Annotated in this window: 15 protein-coding genes; 2 read left to right on the top strand and 13 right to left on the bottom strand. The window is 65.3% G+C overall.

From position 1 onward, the window contains the following. Nucleotides 1-21: 21 nt before the first annotated feature. Together oadA and HALZIN_RS0104005 are read right to left on the bottom strand one after the other, a co-directional pair. Nucleotides 22-1,833 carry a sodium-extruding oxaloacetate decarboxylase subunit alpha gene (gene oadA / locus HALZIN_RS0104010; RefSeq protein ID WP_031382959.1) on the bottom strand — a complete coding sequence of 604 codons (1,812 nt, stop codon included), beginning with the start codon at nucleotides 1,831-1,833 and terminating at the stop codon, nucleotides 22-24. Nucleotides 1,834-1,843: 10 nt separating this feature from the next. Then, nucleotides 1,844-3,259 (bottom strand): acetyl-CoA carboxylase biotin carboxylase subunit, encoded by a 1,416-nt coding sequence (locus HALZIN_RS0104005; protein WP_031382958.1) that lies wholly within the window; start codon nucleotides 3,257-3,259, stop codon nucleotides 1,844-1,846. Between the two features lie 178 nt (nucleotides 3,260-3,437). On the opposite strand from HALZIN_RS0104005, the gene HALZIN_RS0104000 reads away from it, so the two are divergent. Together HALZIN_RS0104000 and lipA are read left to right on the top strand one after the other, a co-directional pair. After that, nucleotides 3,438-4,433: a LysR family transcriptional regulator gene (locus HALZIN_RS0104000; RefSeq protein WP_031382957.1), complete on the top strand. Its 996-nt coding sequence runs from the start codon at nucleotides 3,438-3,440 to the stop codon at nucleotides 4,431-4,433. Between the two features lie 126 nt (nucleotides 4,434-4,559). Further along, nucleotides 4,560-5,630: a lipoyl synthase gene (lipA, locus tag HALZIN_RS0103995; protein WP_031382956.1), complete on the top strand. Its 1,071-nt coding sequence runs from the start codon at nucleotides 4,560-4,562 to the stop codon at nucleotides 5,628-5,630. An 18-nt stretch (nucleotides 5,631-5,648) separates the two neighbouring features. On the opposite strand, the gene lipB is transcribed toward lipA, so the two are convergent. The 11 genes from lipB to HALZIN_RS0103935 form a co-directional block, all read right to left on the bottom strand. Continuing rightward, a complete protein-coding gene (gene lipB, locus HALZIN_RS0103985; RefSeq protein WP_084173333.1) occupies nucleotides 5,649-6,353 on the bottom strand; it encodes a lipoyl(octanoyl) transferase LipB in 705 nt (234 codons plus the stop codon). Between the two features lie 57 nt (nucleotides 6,354-6,410). Then, the gene (locus HALZIN_RS0103980; RefSeq protein ID WP_031382954.1) at nucleotides 6,411-6,722 is read right to left on the bottom strand and encodes an HP0495 family protein; all 312 of its coding nucleotides are present in this window, start codon (nucleotides 6,720-6,722) and stop codon (nucleotides 6,411-6,413) included. 99 nt (nucleotides 6,723-6,821) lie between these two features. Then, nucleotides 6,822-8,063, bottom strand: coding sequence for a D-alanyl-D-alanine carboxypeptidase family protein (locus HALZIN_RS0103975; RefSeq protein ID WP_035575141.1), 1,242 nt, complete (start codon nucleotides 8,061-8,063; stop codon nucleotides 6,822-6,824). A 50-nt stretch (nucleotides 8,064-8,113) separates the two neighbouring features. Beyond that, entirely contained in the window at nucleotides 8,114-9,097 is a 984-nt protein-coding gene (locus HALZIN_RS0103970) for a septal ring lytic transglycosylase RlpA family protein (RefSeq protein ID WP_031382952.1), read from the bottom strand. Further along, nucleotides 9,094-10,137, bottom strand: coding sequence for a lytic murein transglycosylase B (gene mltB / locus HALZIN_RS0103965; RefSeq protein ID WP_051907365.1), 1,044 nt, complete (start codon nucleotides 10,135-10,137; stop codon nucleotides 9,094-9,096). Before mltB ends, HALZIN_RS0103970 begins: the two co-directional genes overlap by 4 nt. 94 nt (nucleotides 10,138-10,231) lie before the next feature. Beyond that, complete coding sequence (gene rodA, locus HALZIN_RS0103960) at nucleotides 10,232-11,377, bottom strand: rod shape-determining protein RodA (RefSeq protein ID WP_031382950.1); 1,146 nt, start codon at nucleotides 11,375-11,377, stop codon at nucleotides 10,232-10,234. After that, nucleotides 11,361-13,256 carry a penicillin-binding protein 2 gene (mrdA, locus tag HALZIN_RS0103955; RefSeq protein ID WP_031382949.1) on the bottom strand — a complete coding sequence of 632 codons (1,896 nt, stop codon included), beginning with the start codon at nucleotides 13,254-13,256 and terminating at the stop codon, nucleotides 11,361-11,363. The genes rodA and mrdA overlap by 17 nt, the downstream gene beginning before the upstream one ends. Nucleotides 13,257-13,335: 79 nt before the next feature. Further along, nucleotides 13,336-13,800 carry a 23S rRNA (pseudouridine(1915)-N(3))-methyltransferase RlmH gene (gene rlmH / locus HALZIN_RS0103950; protein ID WP_031382948.1) on the bottom strand — a complete coding sequence of 155 codons (465 nt, stop codon included), beginning with the start codon at nucleotides 13,798-13,800 and terminating at the stop codon, nucleotides 13,336-13,338. Next, nucleotides 13,797-14,159: a ribosome silencing factor gene (rsfS, locus tag HALZIN_RS0103945; RefSeq protein WP_031382947.1), complete on the bottom strand. Its 363-nt coding sequence runs from the start codon at nucleotides 14,157-14,159 to the stop codon at nucleotides 13,797-13,799. Before rsfS ends, rlmH begins: the two co-directional genes overlap by 4 nt. A 37-nt stretch (nucleotides 14,160-14,196) precedes the next feature. Then, nucleotides 14,197-14,892: a nicotinate-nucleotide adenylyltransferase gene (gene nadD / locus HALZIN_RS0103940; protein ID WP_031382946.1), complete on the bottom strand. Its 696-nt coding sequence runs from the start codon at nucleotides 14,890-14,892 to the stop codon at nucleotides 14,197-14,199. Further along, complete coding sequence (locus tag HALZIN_RS0103935; protein WP_031382945.1) at nucleotides 14,873-16,150, bottom strand: glutamate-5-semialdehyde dehydrogenase; 1,278 nt, start codon at nucleotides 16,148-16,150, stop codon at nucleotides 14,873-14,875. Before HALZIN_RS0103935 ends, nadD begins: the two co-directional genes overlap by 20 nt. Nucleotides 16,151-16,297 lie beyond the last annotated feature (147 nt).

The raw sequence follows: 16,297 nt of genomic DNA, 5'->3' as shown, positions 1-16,297 counted from the left end.
CCGACCACCTAAAGCTGTGACTCAGTCGATCTCGATCAGCACTTCGCCGGGCGTGACGCGATCGCCACGCGCAACGTGGACGGCCTGCACGGTGCCGGCGACCCGGGCATGAACTTCGCTTTCCATCTTCATCGCTTCGGTGACCAGCACCGGCTGACCGGCCTCGACGCCGTCGCCGACAGCGACCAGCACGTCGACGATGTTGCCCGGCATCGAGGTGGTGACGTGCCCCGGCGCGCTGGCCTTGGCACGCCCCGGCGCCGCGCTGCCGACATAGTCGTCCTTGGCCTCGAAAACCACTTCCTCGGGCATGCCGTCAAGCGTCAGGTAGACCTGGCGCTTGCCGCCGGTGTTGCGTCCCACACCGGTGATCTGCACTTCGTAGGACTCGCCATGCACATCGATCACGAACTCGGTGGGCACGCCCTCGGTCGCCGGGCGCCCCGCCGCGGCGTCGGGCGCGGGCAGCGGCTCGGGGCTTAAGGTGCCGTCGCGGCGCCCCTGCAGAAAATCGCGGCCCAGTTCGGGGAACATGGCGAAGGTCAGCACGTCCTCCTCGCTCTCGGCCAGCTCTCCGGTCTCGCGGCCCAGGCGCTCCATCTCGGGTGCCAGCGCATCGGCCGGGCGCCCCTCCTCGACCGGCTGGTTGCCGATCGCCCGGCGACGGATCTCGGCGTCGACCTCGGCCGGCGGCTGGCCGTAACCGCCCTGCAGGTAGCGCTTGACCTCGTTGGTGATGGCCTTGTAGCGCTCGCCGGTGAGCACGTTCATCACCGCCTGGGTGCCGACGATCTGCGAGGTCGGCGTGACCAGCGGCGGGTAGCCAAGGTCTGCGCGCACCCGCGGGATCTCGGCGAACACCTCGCGAATCCGCGATAGCGCGTTCTGCTCCTTGAGCTGGTTGGCCAGGTTGGACATCATCCCGCCCGGCACCTGGTTGATCTGTACCGAGACGTCCTCGCGGGTGAACTCGCTCTCGAAGGCGGCGTATTTCCTGCGCACCTCGCGGAAATAGTCGCCGACCTGCTTGAGCGCCTCGAGATCCAGCCCGGTATCGTAGCCGGTGCCCTGCAGTGCGGCGACCATCGCTTCGGTGGACGGGTGGCTGGTGCCGCCGGCGAAGCCGGAGTTGCAGGTATCGATGTGCCGGCAGCCGGCCTCGATCGCCTTGAGATGACACAGCGACGACAGCCCCGAGGTGGCATGGGCATGCAGGTGAATGGGCACCTCGACCGCCTCGACCAGCGCCGCCACCAGCTGTTCGGTGGCATAGGGGGTGAGCAGACCCGCCATGTCCTTGATGGCGATCGAATCGGCGCCCATCTCGACCAGCCGGCGGGCCTGTTCGACGAACATCGCCAGGGTATGCACCGGGCTGACCGTGTAGCACAGCGTGCCCTGGGCGTGCTTGCCGCTGGCCTTGACCGCGCGCATCGCGGTTTCCAGATTGCGCAGGTCGTTGAGCGCGTCGAAGATCCGGAAGATATCGATGCCATTGTCAGCGGAACGCGCGACGAAACGCTCGACCACGTCGTCGGCATAGTGGCGGTAGCCCAGCAGGTTCTGGCCGCGCAGCAGCATCTGCAGCGGCGTGGCGGGCAGCGCCTCCTTCAATGCGCGCAGCCGCTCCCAGGGGTCCTCCTTGAGAAAACGAACGCAGGCGTCGAAGGTCGCCCCACCCCATACCTCCAGGGAATGAAAGCCGATGGCGTCCAGCTGCGGACAGATCGGCAGCATGTCCTCGGTGCGCATGCGAGTGGCAATCAGCGACTGATGACCGTCACGCAGCACGACGTCGGTGACGTGGACCCGGTCGGGTTGCTTCGGGCTCATGAATCTCTCCTTATAGTCCGGCGTGGGCGGCGATGGCGGCAGCAATGGCCAATGCGACCTCTTCGGGATTGCGCTTCACCGAGTAATTGAGCAGCTCCGGGTGCGCCGGCACGAAGCCGGTGTCGAACTCGCCGCGCCGAAAATCCGGGTGGCGCAGGATCTCCTGGTAATAGGGCGCGGTGGTCTTGACCCCCTGCAGGCGCATGTCGTTGAGCGCGCGAATGCCGCGATTCAGGGTTTCCTCCCAGGTCAGCCCCCAGACGATCAGCTTCAGGCACATCGAGTCGAAATACGGCGGAATCGTGTAGCCAGTGTAGATCGCCGTGTCGGTACGCACCCCCGGGCCGCCCGGCGCGTAGTAGCGGGTGATCCGGCCGAACGACGGCAGGAAGTCGTTCTTGGGGTCCTCGGCGTTGATGCGAAACTGGATCGCATAACCGTGATGGCGAATGTCTTCCTGGCGGAACGCCAGTTTCAGCCCGGCGGCGATGCGGATCTGCTCGCGGACGATGTCGACCCCGGTGATCGCCTCGCTGATGGTGTGTTCGACCTGGACTCGGGTGTTCATCTCCATGAAATAGATTTCGTTGCCCTTGACCAGGAACTCGACGGTCCCGGCATTTTCGTAGCCCACCGCCTCGGCGGCGCGCACCGCCAGTTCGCCGACATAGGCACGCTGTTCGGGGGTCAGCTGCGGGCTGGGGGCGATCTCGATCAGTTTCTGGTTGCGGCGCTGGATCGAACAATCGCGCTCGAACAGGTGGATGACGTTGGCGTGGCGATCGGCGAGTATCTGCACCTCGATGTGCCGCGGCTCGACCACACACTTTTCCATGAACACGTCGGCGCTGCCGAAAGCCTTGGTGGCCTCGGAAATCACCCGCTCCCAGGCCTGGCGCAACTGAGTGGCATCGTCGCAGCGGCGAATGCCGCGACCGCCGCCCCCGGAGGTGGCCTTGAGCATTACCGGATAGCCAATCGTCTCGGCCAGCGCCAGGGCGTCTTCGCAACTGGCCAGATTACCCTCGGAGCCCGGGGTAACCGGCACGCCGGCCTCGCGCATCGCCGCACGCGCGGCGGTCTTGTCGCCCATCCGCGCGATCACTGTGGACGACGGGCCGACGAAGGCGATCCCCGCCTCGCTGCAGATACGCGCCAGATCGGCATTCTCCGAGAGAAAACCATAGCCGGGATGGATGGCGTCGCAGCCGGTCTCGCGGGCCAGGTCGACGAGTCGCTGCGGATCGAGATAGCCGGCCAGCGGGTCGTCGCCGACGAAATGCGCCTCGTCGGCGCGCTTGACGTGCAGCGCGAAGCGATCGGGCTCGGTGTACACGGCGACCGAGCGAATGTCCATCTCGGCACAGGCGCGCACGATACGCACCGCTATCTCGCCGCGATTGGCGATCAACAGTTTATGGAACACTGGCGGTCCTCCCGGGTTGCGTCCACGGTGGCCATGCGAAACACTCACGGGTTGCTCGCACGTGGTAACGACCGTACTGAATGTGCCTTTACGCTACCCGGCGGGCTACCAATAGAAAAATTGATATTTTTTTGCCAACCTATAAGGGACGGCTTATACCTCTTATGCGGAAATCGCCATGTCGCGCCCTCATCTGCTCAATCGCCTGACCTTTCGCCAGCTCCAGGTCTTCCAGGCCGTGCATCGCCAGCAGTCCTATTCGCGTGCCGCGGAACAACTGGGTCTGACCCAGCCGGCGGTCAGCGCGCAGATCCGTCAGCTCGAGCAGGCACTGGAACAACCGCTGTTCAAGTACGCCGGCAAGACGTTGCATGTGCTGCCCGCCGCCGACGCCCTGGCGGCCACGGTCCAATCGATATTCGGCCAGGTATCGAGCCTGCAGATGGAACTCTCCGAGCTGGCCGGCACCATTCGCGGCGAACTCAACCTGACGGCGGTATCCACCGCGCAATACGTGGTGCCGCATATCCTGGCACGGTTTCGCGCCCGCTATCCCGAAGTGCAGATCCGCCTGCACGTGTGCAATCGCGGCCAGGCCCTTGAGCGCCTCGCCGAACGCCGCGACGACCTGGTGCTGATGGGCATGGTGCCGGATGACGCCAACCTGGCGTTCATGCCGGTTCTCGACAACGAGATGATTCCCGTGGTCTGGCCCGGCCATCCGCTGCTCAGCGACGACAGACCGACCTTCGAGGACTTCGCGCGTCATTATGTGCTGATGCGCGAGCCCGGCTCGGGAACGCGTACCGCCTTCGAGGAGTACGCCTCCCGCGAGCGGGTCTCGCTGGCGCACACCCTCGAGCTGGGTACCAACGAGGCGATCAAGCAGGGTGTCATGGCGCACCTCGGGGTGTCCGTGCTGCCGCGCCTGGCGGTGCAACTGGAGCTGGCCTCGGGCCTGCTGGCCTCACCCGCCCTGCCGGGGTTTCCGCTCAAGCGCTCGTGGTGCGCCGTTTATCCCAAGGATCGTTATCCGACCCCGGTGACCGAGCTGTTCATGCGCTTTTTGCGCGAGTTGCTGCCCGAGCTCAACGCGCACTTCAAGGCGCCGCTCGAGCCGATGCCCGGCCACTCGGTGGTCTGCCTGCCGATCCCCGCCAACCACGGCAGCTGATGTGATGACACCGGGTCGAGTGTGGTAAATTGCCTCTCATAGAGACGCGCCGAGCAGGGCATTTAACGTGCGGCCCGCGTCGCCGAACAGGCCGGTCAGCAGGTCGATTGGAGAGTCAGGTCCGATATGAGTGATACGTCTTCGCAGTCCGTTTCCAGCGGCAAGAAGTACCGCAACGAACGCGGCATGTCCGTGATCAAGGACGGCATCAAGCAGCGCAAGCAAACCGAGGAGCGTCAGCAGGCTGAAGAGAGCGCCGTCACCGGACGCAAGCCGCCCTGGTTGCGGATCCAGATGCCGGGCGGCGAACGCTTCGATGCGGTCAAGCGCAACGTCAAGGAACATCGCTTGAGCACCGTCTGCGCCGAGTCGCACTGCCCCAACATGGGCGAATGCTGGAGCAACGGCACCGCCACCATCATGCTGATGGGCTCGGTATGCACCCGCGCCTGCCGTTTCTGCGCCGTGGATACCGGCAACCCCCGAGGTTGGCTGGATCACGAAGAGCCCGAGAACACCGCCAAGTCGGTGGAGCTGATGGGGCTGCGCTACATCGTCCTGACCTCGGTCGACCGCGACGATCTCGACGATGGCGGCGCCGCCCACTATGCAGCCTGCATTCGCGCCATCAAGACCCGCACCCCCGAGGTCGTGGTCGAGGCGCTGACGCCGGATTTCGACGCTCGGGAACCGGCCGTGGAGGCCGTGGTGGATTCGGGGCTGGAGGTTTTCGCCCAGAACGTCGAGACCGTGGAACGCCTGACCTCGCGGGTTCGCGATCCCCGCGCCGGCTATCGCAAGACCCTGGACGTGCTGGCCCACGCCAAGCGCCATCGCCCCGATATCCTGACCAAGACCAGCCTGATGCTGGGGCTGGGCGAAACCGACGACGAGATCCTCGCCACCTTCGACGATCTCAGGGCGATTGGCGTGGATATCGTCACGCTCGGGCAGTATCTGCGTCCCACCAGGAACCACCTGGCGGTGGAGCGCTGGGTCACCCCGAACGAGTTCGAACGCTATCGGCAACTGGGGCTCGACAAGGGTTTCATGGAAGTCGCCGCCGGTCCGCTGGTTCGCTCCAGTTATCGGGCCGATCGGGTATTCGAGAAGAACAACCTGGGGCTTGCCGCGCCCGCCGCGGTGCCGGGGCAGGAGCCCGACCCCGATATCATTCCCGCCATCAACGTCGGCTAGGCCAGCGGCCTGACCCGCTCAGGCCGAAACCCTGTACGAAAGCCCCTGCGCCAGGCAATGTTCCGGCAGTTCGCCGGGCATGGCCGCCGCGGTGTTCCGGCCCAGCCGCCCCGCGAGATGCGCGATCAGGCGCTGCGCCACCGCTGGCAAGCAAGGTTCTTCCACCAGATCGGCAAGACGCACCATCTGCATCCCGGCATAGCCACAGGGATTGATGCGCTGGAACGGCGATAGATCGCCCGTCACGTTCAACGCCACGCCGTGAAAGCTCGCGCCACGCCGAATGCGCAGGCCCAGCGACGCGATCTTGGCCTCATTGACGTAGACGCCCGGGGCATCGGGGCGCGCATGGGCCTCGATGCCCGCGTCGGCCAGCACCCCGATCACCGCCTGCTCCAGGGCGCTCACCAGATCGCGCACGCCGATCCTGCCGCGCCGCACATCGAGCAGCGGGTACAGCACCAGCTGTCCGGGGCCGTGATAGGTGACCTGGCCACCCCGGTCGGTCTGCACCACCGGAATATCGCCAGGCATCAGTAGATGTTCCGGCTTGCCTGCCTGGCCCTGGGTAAAGACCGGCTCATGTTCCACCACCCAGAATTGATCCGGGGTAGCGGCATCGCGGCTATCGGTCAGCTCGCGCATCGCCTGCCAGACCGGAAGATAAGCCTGGCGTCCGAGCTGAAACACTCTGATCGGCGCTGCCGCCGACGCTGCGTCCATCACGACTCCTCGTCATCACCACGTCGTCACCACCACGCCAGGACTCTGGTCATCGAGTCAAAGCACCATGTGCACGCGGCCGGTTTCCTTGAGCGAGACGAACAGCGCCTGCAGTTGCTCCTGCCCGGTGGCGGTGATGGTCACCCGTATTGAACGGAACTTGCCATTGCGGCTGTCGACGGCGTTGACGGTACGCCGGTCGATACCCGGAGCATGCTCCTCGATCACGTCGATGACGGCGGCTTCAAAATCGGGCGCGGCGTCGCCGACGACCTTGATCGGGTAGTCACAGGGAAACTCGACCTTGGGGGCGGGCGGCGTGGCTTGCGCGTTCGGGACACGCAGGTCGCGGAGGGAGTTGTCGGTCATGGGGTCGGCTCGGCGAAGACATTTCCGAGTATTCTACTCAACCTATTCGCGGCGACCAAGGGTGGCGCGGGCCGAGGGCCGTGCGCCACCCGCTGAGGATCAGTCGAACAGGCCGGTGAAGAACTGCAGGATGGTGTCCCAGATGCGCTTGAAGAAACCGCCCTGCTCGACCGTCTGCAGCGCTACCAGCGGCTGTTCCATGAGCACCTTGTCACCCAGCTTGACGTTCAGGGTGCCGAGCTGCTGACCGGCCTGTACCGGCGCCTCGAGGGTCTCGGGCAGGTTGAGTTGCGCGGTCATTTCGTCGCGCCGCCCCTTGGGCACGGTCAGGTAGATATCCTCGGAGACGCCGACCTTCAGTTGATCCTGGGCGCCTCCCCAGATCCGCGACTGATTGATGACCGCGCCACGCTGATAGAGACGGAAAGTGTCGAAGAAGCGAAAGCCGTAGTTCAGAAGCTTCTGGCTTTCCTGCGCCCGCGCCTCCTCGGAAGCGGTGTTCATGACCACCGAGATCAGTCGCATCTCGCCCTGCTTGGCCGAGGCCGCCAAGCTATATCCCGCCTCTTCGGTATGCCCGGTCTTGAGGCCATCGACCGACGCGTCGCGCCACAGCAGGCGGTTGCGATTGGGTTGACGAATACCGTTGTAGGTGAAGTACTTCTCCGAGTAGATCTGGTAATGCTCCGGATAGTCCTGAATGATGTGCTTGGCGAGGGTCGCCAGGTCCCGTGCCGACGAATAGTGCCCGGGACTTGGCAGGCCGGTGGCATTGGCGAACTGGCTGTTCTGGAGCCCGAGGCGTTGCGCCTGCTGGTTCATCAGCTCGGCGAAGGCCGACTCGGAGCCGGCGACGTACTCGGCCAGCGCGACACTGGCATCATTGCCCGACTGAATGACCACGCCGCGCAGCAAGTTTTCTACGCTGACCTGAGTCCCTTCGCGGATGAACATTCGTGAGCCGCCGGTCTGCCAGGCCTTCTTGCTGATCGTGACCAGATCCTGATCGTTGATATTGCCGTCGTCGATCTCCTTCTCGACGATGTAGGCCGTCATCATCTTGGTCAGACTGGCTGGCGGCAGCCGCTTGTCGGCATTCTGCTCGGCCAGCACCTCGCCGCTGTTGGCATCGATCAGAATCCATGACGAGGCATTGAGGGTCGGCGGCGAGGGGATCATCGGCTCCGGCAGCGTCTGCTGCAGCGCCGAATCGGGCTGGGGAGCCGGATCAGGCTGAGGCGCCGCGTCCTGAGCCTGGGCGGGTTGGGCCGCGATGAACAATGCAGTGACGGCGGCAGTCAGCCAATGCCAGGACGGTGACGGTAAAGCGGGCAATCTCATGACAATGTTTCTCGTGGCTTGATTCGATGGATGGTGATGGTAAAGCGGCTTCAACGCCCGGCACTCACCGAAAAGGCTTGCGCATAACCGGCCTTACGCAGTTCGCTGCGCAGGCGCTTGAGCGCCGATTGATTAACGACCGGGCCAACCTGGACCCGGTACAGGCGATCATCGCGAGCGACGCGCACCGGTCGCGCCAGTTGCTGCTGCAATTGTGACTTGAGCCGTTCGGCGCTAGCCGCCGAACTGAGCGCCGCCACTTGCAGATAGATCCGCGATGCTGCGCTGGCCTGCACCGGCTCGGCGACGGGCTGGGGCTGGCCAGTGGCCGGCAGCGCCTTGGCGACGTCACCACCCGCACGAACCGGTGCATCCGGCGCCTTGAGTCGAGTCTCTTCCGGACGCTGCGCAGGCCCTTTTCCCGGCGACGTTTCGCCACTTGCCAAGGCCTTGTCCGCGCCATTCTGACGATACTCGGCCTGCCAGGCGACAGGGTCGATCGCCTCGACCCGCACTTTGCCGGTTCCGTTGCGCAGGATACCCAGACGGGCCGCCGCCGCATAGGACAGATCGATCAGGCGATTGCCCTTGAACGGTCCGCGATCGTTGACTCTGACGATCACCGTACGACCATTATCGAGATTGGTGACCTGCGCATAGGTCGGCAACGGCAGCGAGCGATGCGCCGCCGTCATCTTGTACATGTCGTAGGGTTCGCCGCTGGCCGTGTCATAGCCCTGGAACTTCTTGCCGTACCAGGAAGCGATGCCTTCCGCTTCATAACCGCGGGGGTCGTCCATGACCCGATAGGTGGTGCCCCAGACCTGATAGGTGGAGCGGTTGCCGCTCGCCGCACGCGGCTCGACCCGAGGTACCGCATTGGGAACCCGGGAGACATCGGGCGGCTCGTCGGGATAGGCATCGTTCGCCATGGCATAGCGTCCCGAGCCCGCCTCGGGGCGCGAGCCGCCATCACCGGCGCACCCCGCCAGGAGCATGATACCGCCCACCAGCAGTAACCAGCCCCACCTCATGCCCCGGCCTCGCGCGCCGCTCGGATTCGCTCGGCCAGCTCGCTCACCGCCATCGCATAGAGATGACTACGGTTGTAGCGCGTGATCACGTAGAAATTTTCGTAGCCCAGACGATAGCGGGTTTTGCCCCCGTCGACCTCGAGAGCCAGCGGGATGACCGGGGCCCCGGCGGCGGCTGTCCCGCTCGCCGGCTCGATACCTTGCTCGCTCAACTCGGCGATGCTGATGTAGGGGCGGCGCACCTGATTGAATTCGATGCTCGTGGGCGGCGTCGCCGGCCCCCGCGCCTTGGCGTAAATCGGCGCGCCGGGCTGCCAACCGTTGCGCGCGAAATAGTTGCCGACGCTACCGATGGCATCGACCGGGTTGTCCCATAAGTCGCGCTTGCCGTCCGCGTCGAAGTCGACGGCGTAGGCTTGATAACTGGTGGGAATGAACTGCGGATAGCCCATCGCACCGGCGTAGGAGCCCTGCAGACTGGCGGGATCGACGCCCTGCTCGTTGCTGATCTCGAGAAAGGCGGCCAGTTCACCGCGAAAGAAATCGCCCCGCGAAGGGTGACGAAAAGCCAGCGTGGCCAGCGAATCGAGCACCTTGTACGAGCCGGTGTAGCGCCCATAGAAGGTCTCGACACCGATGATCGCTGCGATGATCTCGGCGGGTACGCCGTACTCGGCCTCGGCGCGCGCGAAGGCCTCGCGGTTTGCCGCGATGAAGTCGACGCCACCCTGGATACGCTCGGGCTTGATGAAGATATCGCGGTACTCGTCCCAGCGCAGCTGCCGCTCGGCCGCGCCGGCCATGGCATCGAGCACCTGCTGGCGGAACTCGGCGCGCGACAGGGTGGCGACGAGCCAGTCGCGGGGCAGACCCCGCGCCGCCAACTCATCGATCAACGCCTGTACGCGGGGATGGCCATCCGGCGCGAAGTTCTCTCCCGCCAACGCTGGCAGACCAAGACTCCACAGACAACCGCCAAGCACGATGATCGCCGCCTTGACAGGCCGACGGTGGCGATAGTGACGCAGGGGGCTGCTCATCGTCCTGCTACTCCTGAAGGCATAGGTCCCGAAGGCATAGGTCCTGAAGGCATAGGCTATTTCCGCTCCAGCGATCGTTTGCGGCATCGTCGCCTCAACGGGGCAGTAGCCGTCGGTGGCTGTGAATCGACATGAGAATACCGAAACCGGCCATCAACGTCACGCTGGAGGTCCCGCCGTAACTGACCAGCGGCAACGGCACGCCGACGATCGGCAGGATACCGCTGACCATGCCGATATTCACGAATACGTAGATGAAGAACGTCAGGATGATGCTGCCGGCGACCAGCCGACCATAGCTGTCATGGGCGCCATTGGCCATCAACAGGCCGCGCCCCACGATCAGCAGGTAGAGCGTCAGGATCAGCAGCATGCCGACCAGGCCGAACTCCTCGCCGAGCACCGCGACGATGAAGTCGGTCTTCCGTTCGGGCAGGAATTCCAGCTGCGACTGGGTGCCCAGCGTCCAGCCCTTGCCGATGAGCCCGCCACTGCCGATCGCCGTGGTCGACTGGATGATGTTCCAGCCCGAACCCAGCGGGTCGCTCTCGGGGTTGAGAAAGGTCAAGACCCGCTGGCGCTGGTAATCGAGCATGTTGATCCACAGCAACGGCAGCGCCGCCCCCGCCAGCGCCACCAGACAGCCGATCAGGCGCCAGGACAAGCCGGCCAGCAGCAGCACGAAGAGCCCGGCGCTGCTCACCAGCAGCGAGGTGCCGAGATCCGGCTGCCTGGCGATCATGGCCACTGGCACGGCCATGATCATCGCGCAGACCGCGATGTCGCGTAACCTCGGCGGCAAGACTTGGCGCTGCAGGTAGGCGGCAACCATCATCGGCATCGCCAGCTTCATCAGTTCGGAAGGCTGGAAGCGAATCAACCCGGGAATTTCCAGCCAACGCTGCGCGCCCATGCCGATGTCGCCCATGACTTCGACGGCCACCAGCATCGCCAGCCCCATGGCGTACACAACCGGCGACCAGCGGCATAGCGTCTTGGGCGATATTTGCGCGAGCGTCGCCATCGCCACCAACGCGATACCGAATCGGCTGGCCTGGGCGGTGACCACCGGCATGCGCTGGCCGCTGGCGCTGTAGAGCACGATCAGCCCGGCCCCCAGCAGCACCAGCAGCAGCCCGCCCAGCCAGGGGTCGATATGGATCCGCGACCACAGCGTGCGACGACGACGAACGCTGGCGCGGCGCGGGTAGTGAAGCATGGCGCTATCGCGTCGGTTCATGGTCTTCTCGCTGGGTGAGCTCGTTTTGTGCCTGTTCGAGCGCCGTGTTGTCGGGCAGCAACCAGGCATCGATCAACTGACGGGCCAGCGGCGCCGCGTTCGAGCTGCCACCACCGGCGTTCTCGATGACCACCGCAACGGCTATCCGCGGCTCGTCGATCGGCGCGAAGGCAGTAAACAGGGCATGATCGAGGAGACGCTCATCGAGTTCGTCGGCGTTGTAGCGCTCGTCGTTGGCGAGGGAGAATACCTGAGCGGTTCCCGACTTGCCGGCCATGCGGTATTCGAGCCCCTTCCCGGCACGTCGCGCGGTGCCCTCGTTGCCGCTCAAGACCGCTTCGAGCGCCTGGATGACCAGATCCCACCATTTGTCGGGCAACTTGATGTCTTCCTTGGCGGGAGGCGGCTTGACCATCTCGTCGCCGATCTTGCGAGCGAGATGCGGGGTCACCCATTTGCCGCGGTTGGCGAGTACCGACATGGCGGTCGCCATCTGCAGCGGCGTGGCCAGCCAGTAACCCTGGCCGATGCCCACCGAGAGCGTCTCGCCGGGAAACCAGACCTGGTTGCGGCTCTCGCGCTTCCATTTTCTCGAGGGCATCAAGCCCTGGGAAGCGCCGTACACGTCATAGCTGGTCTCCTCGCCGAAGCCGAAGCGGGACATGGAGCTGGACAGTGCATCGATTCCCAGCAAGTTCGCCAGGTTGTAGAAGTAAGTGTCGTTGGAGACCTCGATGGCACGACTCATGTCGACCCGACCTTGCCCCGAGCGCTTCCAGTTATTATAGCGCCGATCGAATCCGGGCAGCTTGTAGTAACCCGGGTCGTAGATGGTCTTCTGCGGGGTGATCACAGCGTTTTCCAGCCCTGCCAGCGCCAGGTAGGGCTTGACCGTGGACGCTGGCGGGTACTGCCCGCGAACCGAGCGATTGTAGAGCGGCAGATCGATGTCCTCGCGCAGCGCACGGTAATCTTCATAGCTGATGCCGGTGACGAACAGGTTGGAATTGAAGCCCGGCGACGAGGCCATGGCGAGAATCTCGCCGCTCGGCGGGTCGATGGCGACGATCGAGCCACGCCGGCCAGCGAGGAGATCGTAGGCCAACTTCTGCAGTCGCGCGTCGATGCTCAGGGTGATGTTCTTGCCGGGTTCGGGATCGGTGCGACCGAGCTCACGCAGCACCCGCCCCCGGGCGTTGGTCTCTACCCGGCGCAGCCCGGCGTCGCCTTGCAGCTGTTCTTCGTACTGCTTTTCGATGCCGGTCTTGCCGATGAAGTGCGTGCCGGCGTAGTCGCCGCTGTCCAGCTCGGCGAGTTCCTCGGCGTTGATCCGGCCGACATAGCCGAGCACGTGCGACATCAGCACCGGGTTGGGATAGTAGCGCAGCAACTGGCCCTCGATCTCGACCCCGGGCAAGCGATAGCGATTGACCGCCAGCCGTGCAATCTGGCGCTCGTCGAGCTCGCTCATCAGCAACGCCGGCTGATACGGGCGTTGACGCTGATAGGCCCGCTTGCGAAAGACCGCTTCCTGCTGCTCGGGAAGCTCGAGAATACCGACCAGCAGGTCAAGCGTCGCGCCCAGATCGTCGACCCGCTCGGGAACGATGGTCAGGTTATAGGTCGGCCGGTTTTCGGCCAGCAATAGGCCATTGCGGTCGTAGATCAAGCCGCGGGTCGGCGGTAACGGCTCGACGCGCACGCGGTTGTTCTCCGAGCGCGTGGCAAAGGCTTCTTGCTGGAATATCTGCAGGTAGACCAGGCGTGCCATCAGGCCGCCCGACAGCAGGATGACCACCGCCACCGCCAGCAACGAGCGGTTGCGGAAGATGCGCACTTCCTGTTCGGGATTCTTCAGCGCGGAACGGCGTTTACGCATGCGAAGGCCACAAGGCGAGGGTGACGTTTCGAGGCGGCGAAGCAGGCTCGTGGCGTGGATGCTGCATTGCGTCCTTCAGTCAACGGTGATAGGGGTGGCCAACCAGCAGCGTCCAGGCGCGATAGAGCTGTTCGGCGATGATCAGCCGCACCATCGGGTGCGGCAGGGTCAGTGGCGACAGCGACCAGCGCTGATCGGCGGACGCCGAAAGTGCCGGCTCGAGCCCTTCGGGACCGCCCACCAGCAGCGCCACATCACGCCCCGAATGGCGCCAGCGATCGGCCTCGCCGGCAAGCCGCTCGGTCGACCACGCCTGGCCGGTGACTTCCAGCGCCACGCACAGTTCGCCGTTCAGGCGTTGGCGCATGCGCTGTCCCTCGAGCGCCACGGCACGCGCCACATCGGCATTCTTGCCACGCGCACCGGGAGCGATCTCGATCACTTCGAGGGCGAAGTCACGCGGCATTCGCTGGCGATATTCCGCAACGCCCCGCTCGACCCAGTCGGGCATCCTGGTGCCGACGGCCAGCAGCTTCAACTTCACGCCCGGCCTCCGCGCACCTCCTCCTCGCTGTCAGCGGGCAGATCGGCCCACAGTCGTTCGAGATCGTACAGGCGCCGCGTCTCGGGCTGCATGACATGGACCACCACATCGCCCAGGTCGATCAGCACCCATTCGGCGCCGTTCTGCCCTTCGACACCGAGCGGCCGTACCCCGGCATCCTTGGCCCGCTCGACCACATTGTTGGCCAGCGCCGCCACGTGGCGTGACGAGGTACCGCTGGCAACCAGCATGACATCGGTGACGCTGGTCAGCGCCGCGACGTCGAGTTCGGCAATATCCTGGCCCTTGAGTTCCTCGAGGGCATCCACTGCCAATGTCTTGAGTGCGTCGATCTGCATAGCTCCTCTAAAGAAACAGTCTAGTCAGACCGTCATTCTACCCCGACGGTTCCAACGACCGATAAAGATTGCGTGAGCGAACATAGTCTTCCACCGCTTCCGGCAACAGATAGCGTACGCTGCGGCCCGCGGCCAGGCGTGTGCGCAACCCGGTGGCGGAGATCGCCATGCGGCTGGGCAGCCTCACGTGCAACACGCCGCCCGCCGGCCGACGCAACAGCGCCTCGGCATCCGCCGCTTCGCGACCGGCGACGAGCCGCGCCAGGGCAGCGGGCAGCGGGCCCCGATGACCGGGACGCTCGATCACCACCACGTGCGCCAGCTCGAACAAGCGCTGCGGCTCGCGCCATTCATGCAGCCTGAGGAAGGCATCCATCCCCACGCTCATCACCAGGCGCGCCTGCTCGCCGTAGTCGCGACGCAGCGAAGCCAGGGTCTCGCCGCTGTAGGAAGGGCCGTCGCGATCCAGCTCCCGGGCGTCGGCGACCAGCCCCGGGGTATCGCCGATGCCGGCCTCGAGCATCGCCAGGCGCTCGGCGGCCGAAACTCCCGGCGCTTCCCGGTGCGGCGGTACATGGGCGGGCAGCATATGGACCCGATCCAGCGCCAGGCACTCGCGCAGTTCGACGGCACTGCGCAGATGCCCCAGATGCACTGGGTCGAACGTACCGCCGAACATGGCGATGCGCGGCGCGGCGTCGCCCGAAATGCGGTCACTCACGGATCTGGCCATCGCCCAGCACGATGTACTTGCGGGTCGTGAGACCTTCGAGGCCCACCGGCCCCCGGGCGTGCAGCTTGTTGGTGGAGATGCCGATCTCGGCACCCAGGCCGTATTCGAAACCATCGGCGAAGCGCGTCGAGGCGTTGACCATCACCGAGCTGGAATCGACCTCGGCAAGGAACCGCCGGCTCAGCGTATAGGATTCGCTGACGATGGCATCGGTGTGGTGCGAACCGTAGCGCTCGATGTGCGCGATGGCGGCATCGATGCCATCGACCACCCGGATCGCCAGCACCGGGGCCAGGTATTCCGCCGACCAGTCGGCCTCTTCGGCGGCCTTGATTCCCGGCAGCAACTCACGGGTACGCTCACAGCCGCGCAGCTCGACGCGGTGTTCGGCGTATGCCGCGGCCAGCTCGGGCAGCAGCTCGCCGGCCACCGGCGCATCGATCAGCAGCGTTTCCAAGGTATTGCAGGTGCCGTAGCGTTGCGTCTTGGCATTGACGGCGATCGCCAGCGCCTTGTCGCGATCGGCGCTGGCATCGATGTACACATGACACACCCCGTCGAGATGCTTGATCACCGGCACCTTCGCATCGCGCGCCACCCGCTCGATCAACGACTTGCCGCCGCGCGGAATAATCACGTCGACATACTCGGGCATGGCGATCAACTCCCCCACCGCGGCGCGATCTGTCATCGCCACCACCTGCACCGCGCTTTCCGGCAACCCGGCATCGGCGAGCCCGGCGACGATGCATTCGGCGATCGCCGCGTTGCTCTCGCGGGCCTCGGAGCCGCCGCGCAGGATGCAGGCATTGCCCGACTTGAGACACAGGCTGGCCGCCTCGAGCGTGACGTTGGGACGCGACTCGTAGATGATCCCGATCACCCCCAGCGGCACGCGCATCTGGCCGACCTGGATGCCGCTCGGCCGGGTTCGCAGATCGTCGATCGCACCCACCGGGTCGGGCAGCGCGGCGACCTGGTGCAGGCCTTCGATCATCGCCTCGATGCGCGCCTCGCTGAGCGCCAGCCGATCGAGCAGCGCCGCGTCCAGCCCCGACGCCCGTGCGCGCTCCAGATCGCTTTCGTTGGCGGTCAGCAGCGCCTCGCGGGAGGCCGCGAGGCGCGCCGCCATGGCCGCCAGCGCGGCATTCTTGGCCGCGCTGGTGGCACGCCGCAATTGACTGCTGGTACGGCGCGCCTCGCGACCCAGCTGTTGCATGTAGGAGGCGACATCGGTCGTCGCGAACTGTGGTGACATGTCCGAAAAGTCTCCATCGGCCTGCCGCACGCCACCAGGGCCGGTGCGTCGGGCGCAGGGTTGGCGAAAAAGTCAGATACGAGTCGCCGCCGGGGGGCGGGTATCGTACAGTGTCCGCTACTCGGAAAGGAGCACAATAGTAAGCCA

This window comes from Halomonas zincidurans B6 (genome assembly GCF_000731955.1).
In the GTDB taxonomy this organism is placed as follows: Bacteria; Pseudomonadota; Gammaproteobacteria; order Pseudomonadales; family Halomonadaceae; genus Modicisalibacter; species Modicisalibacter zincidurans.
Note: the sequence above shows the minus strand (reverse complement) of the source record. Positions and strands in the feature narration are given on the sequence as shown.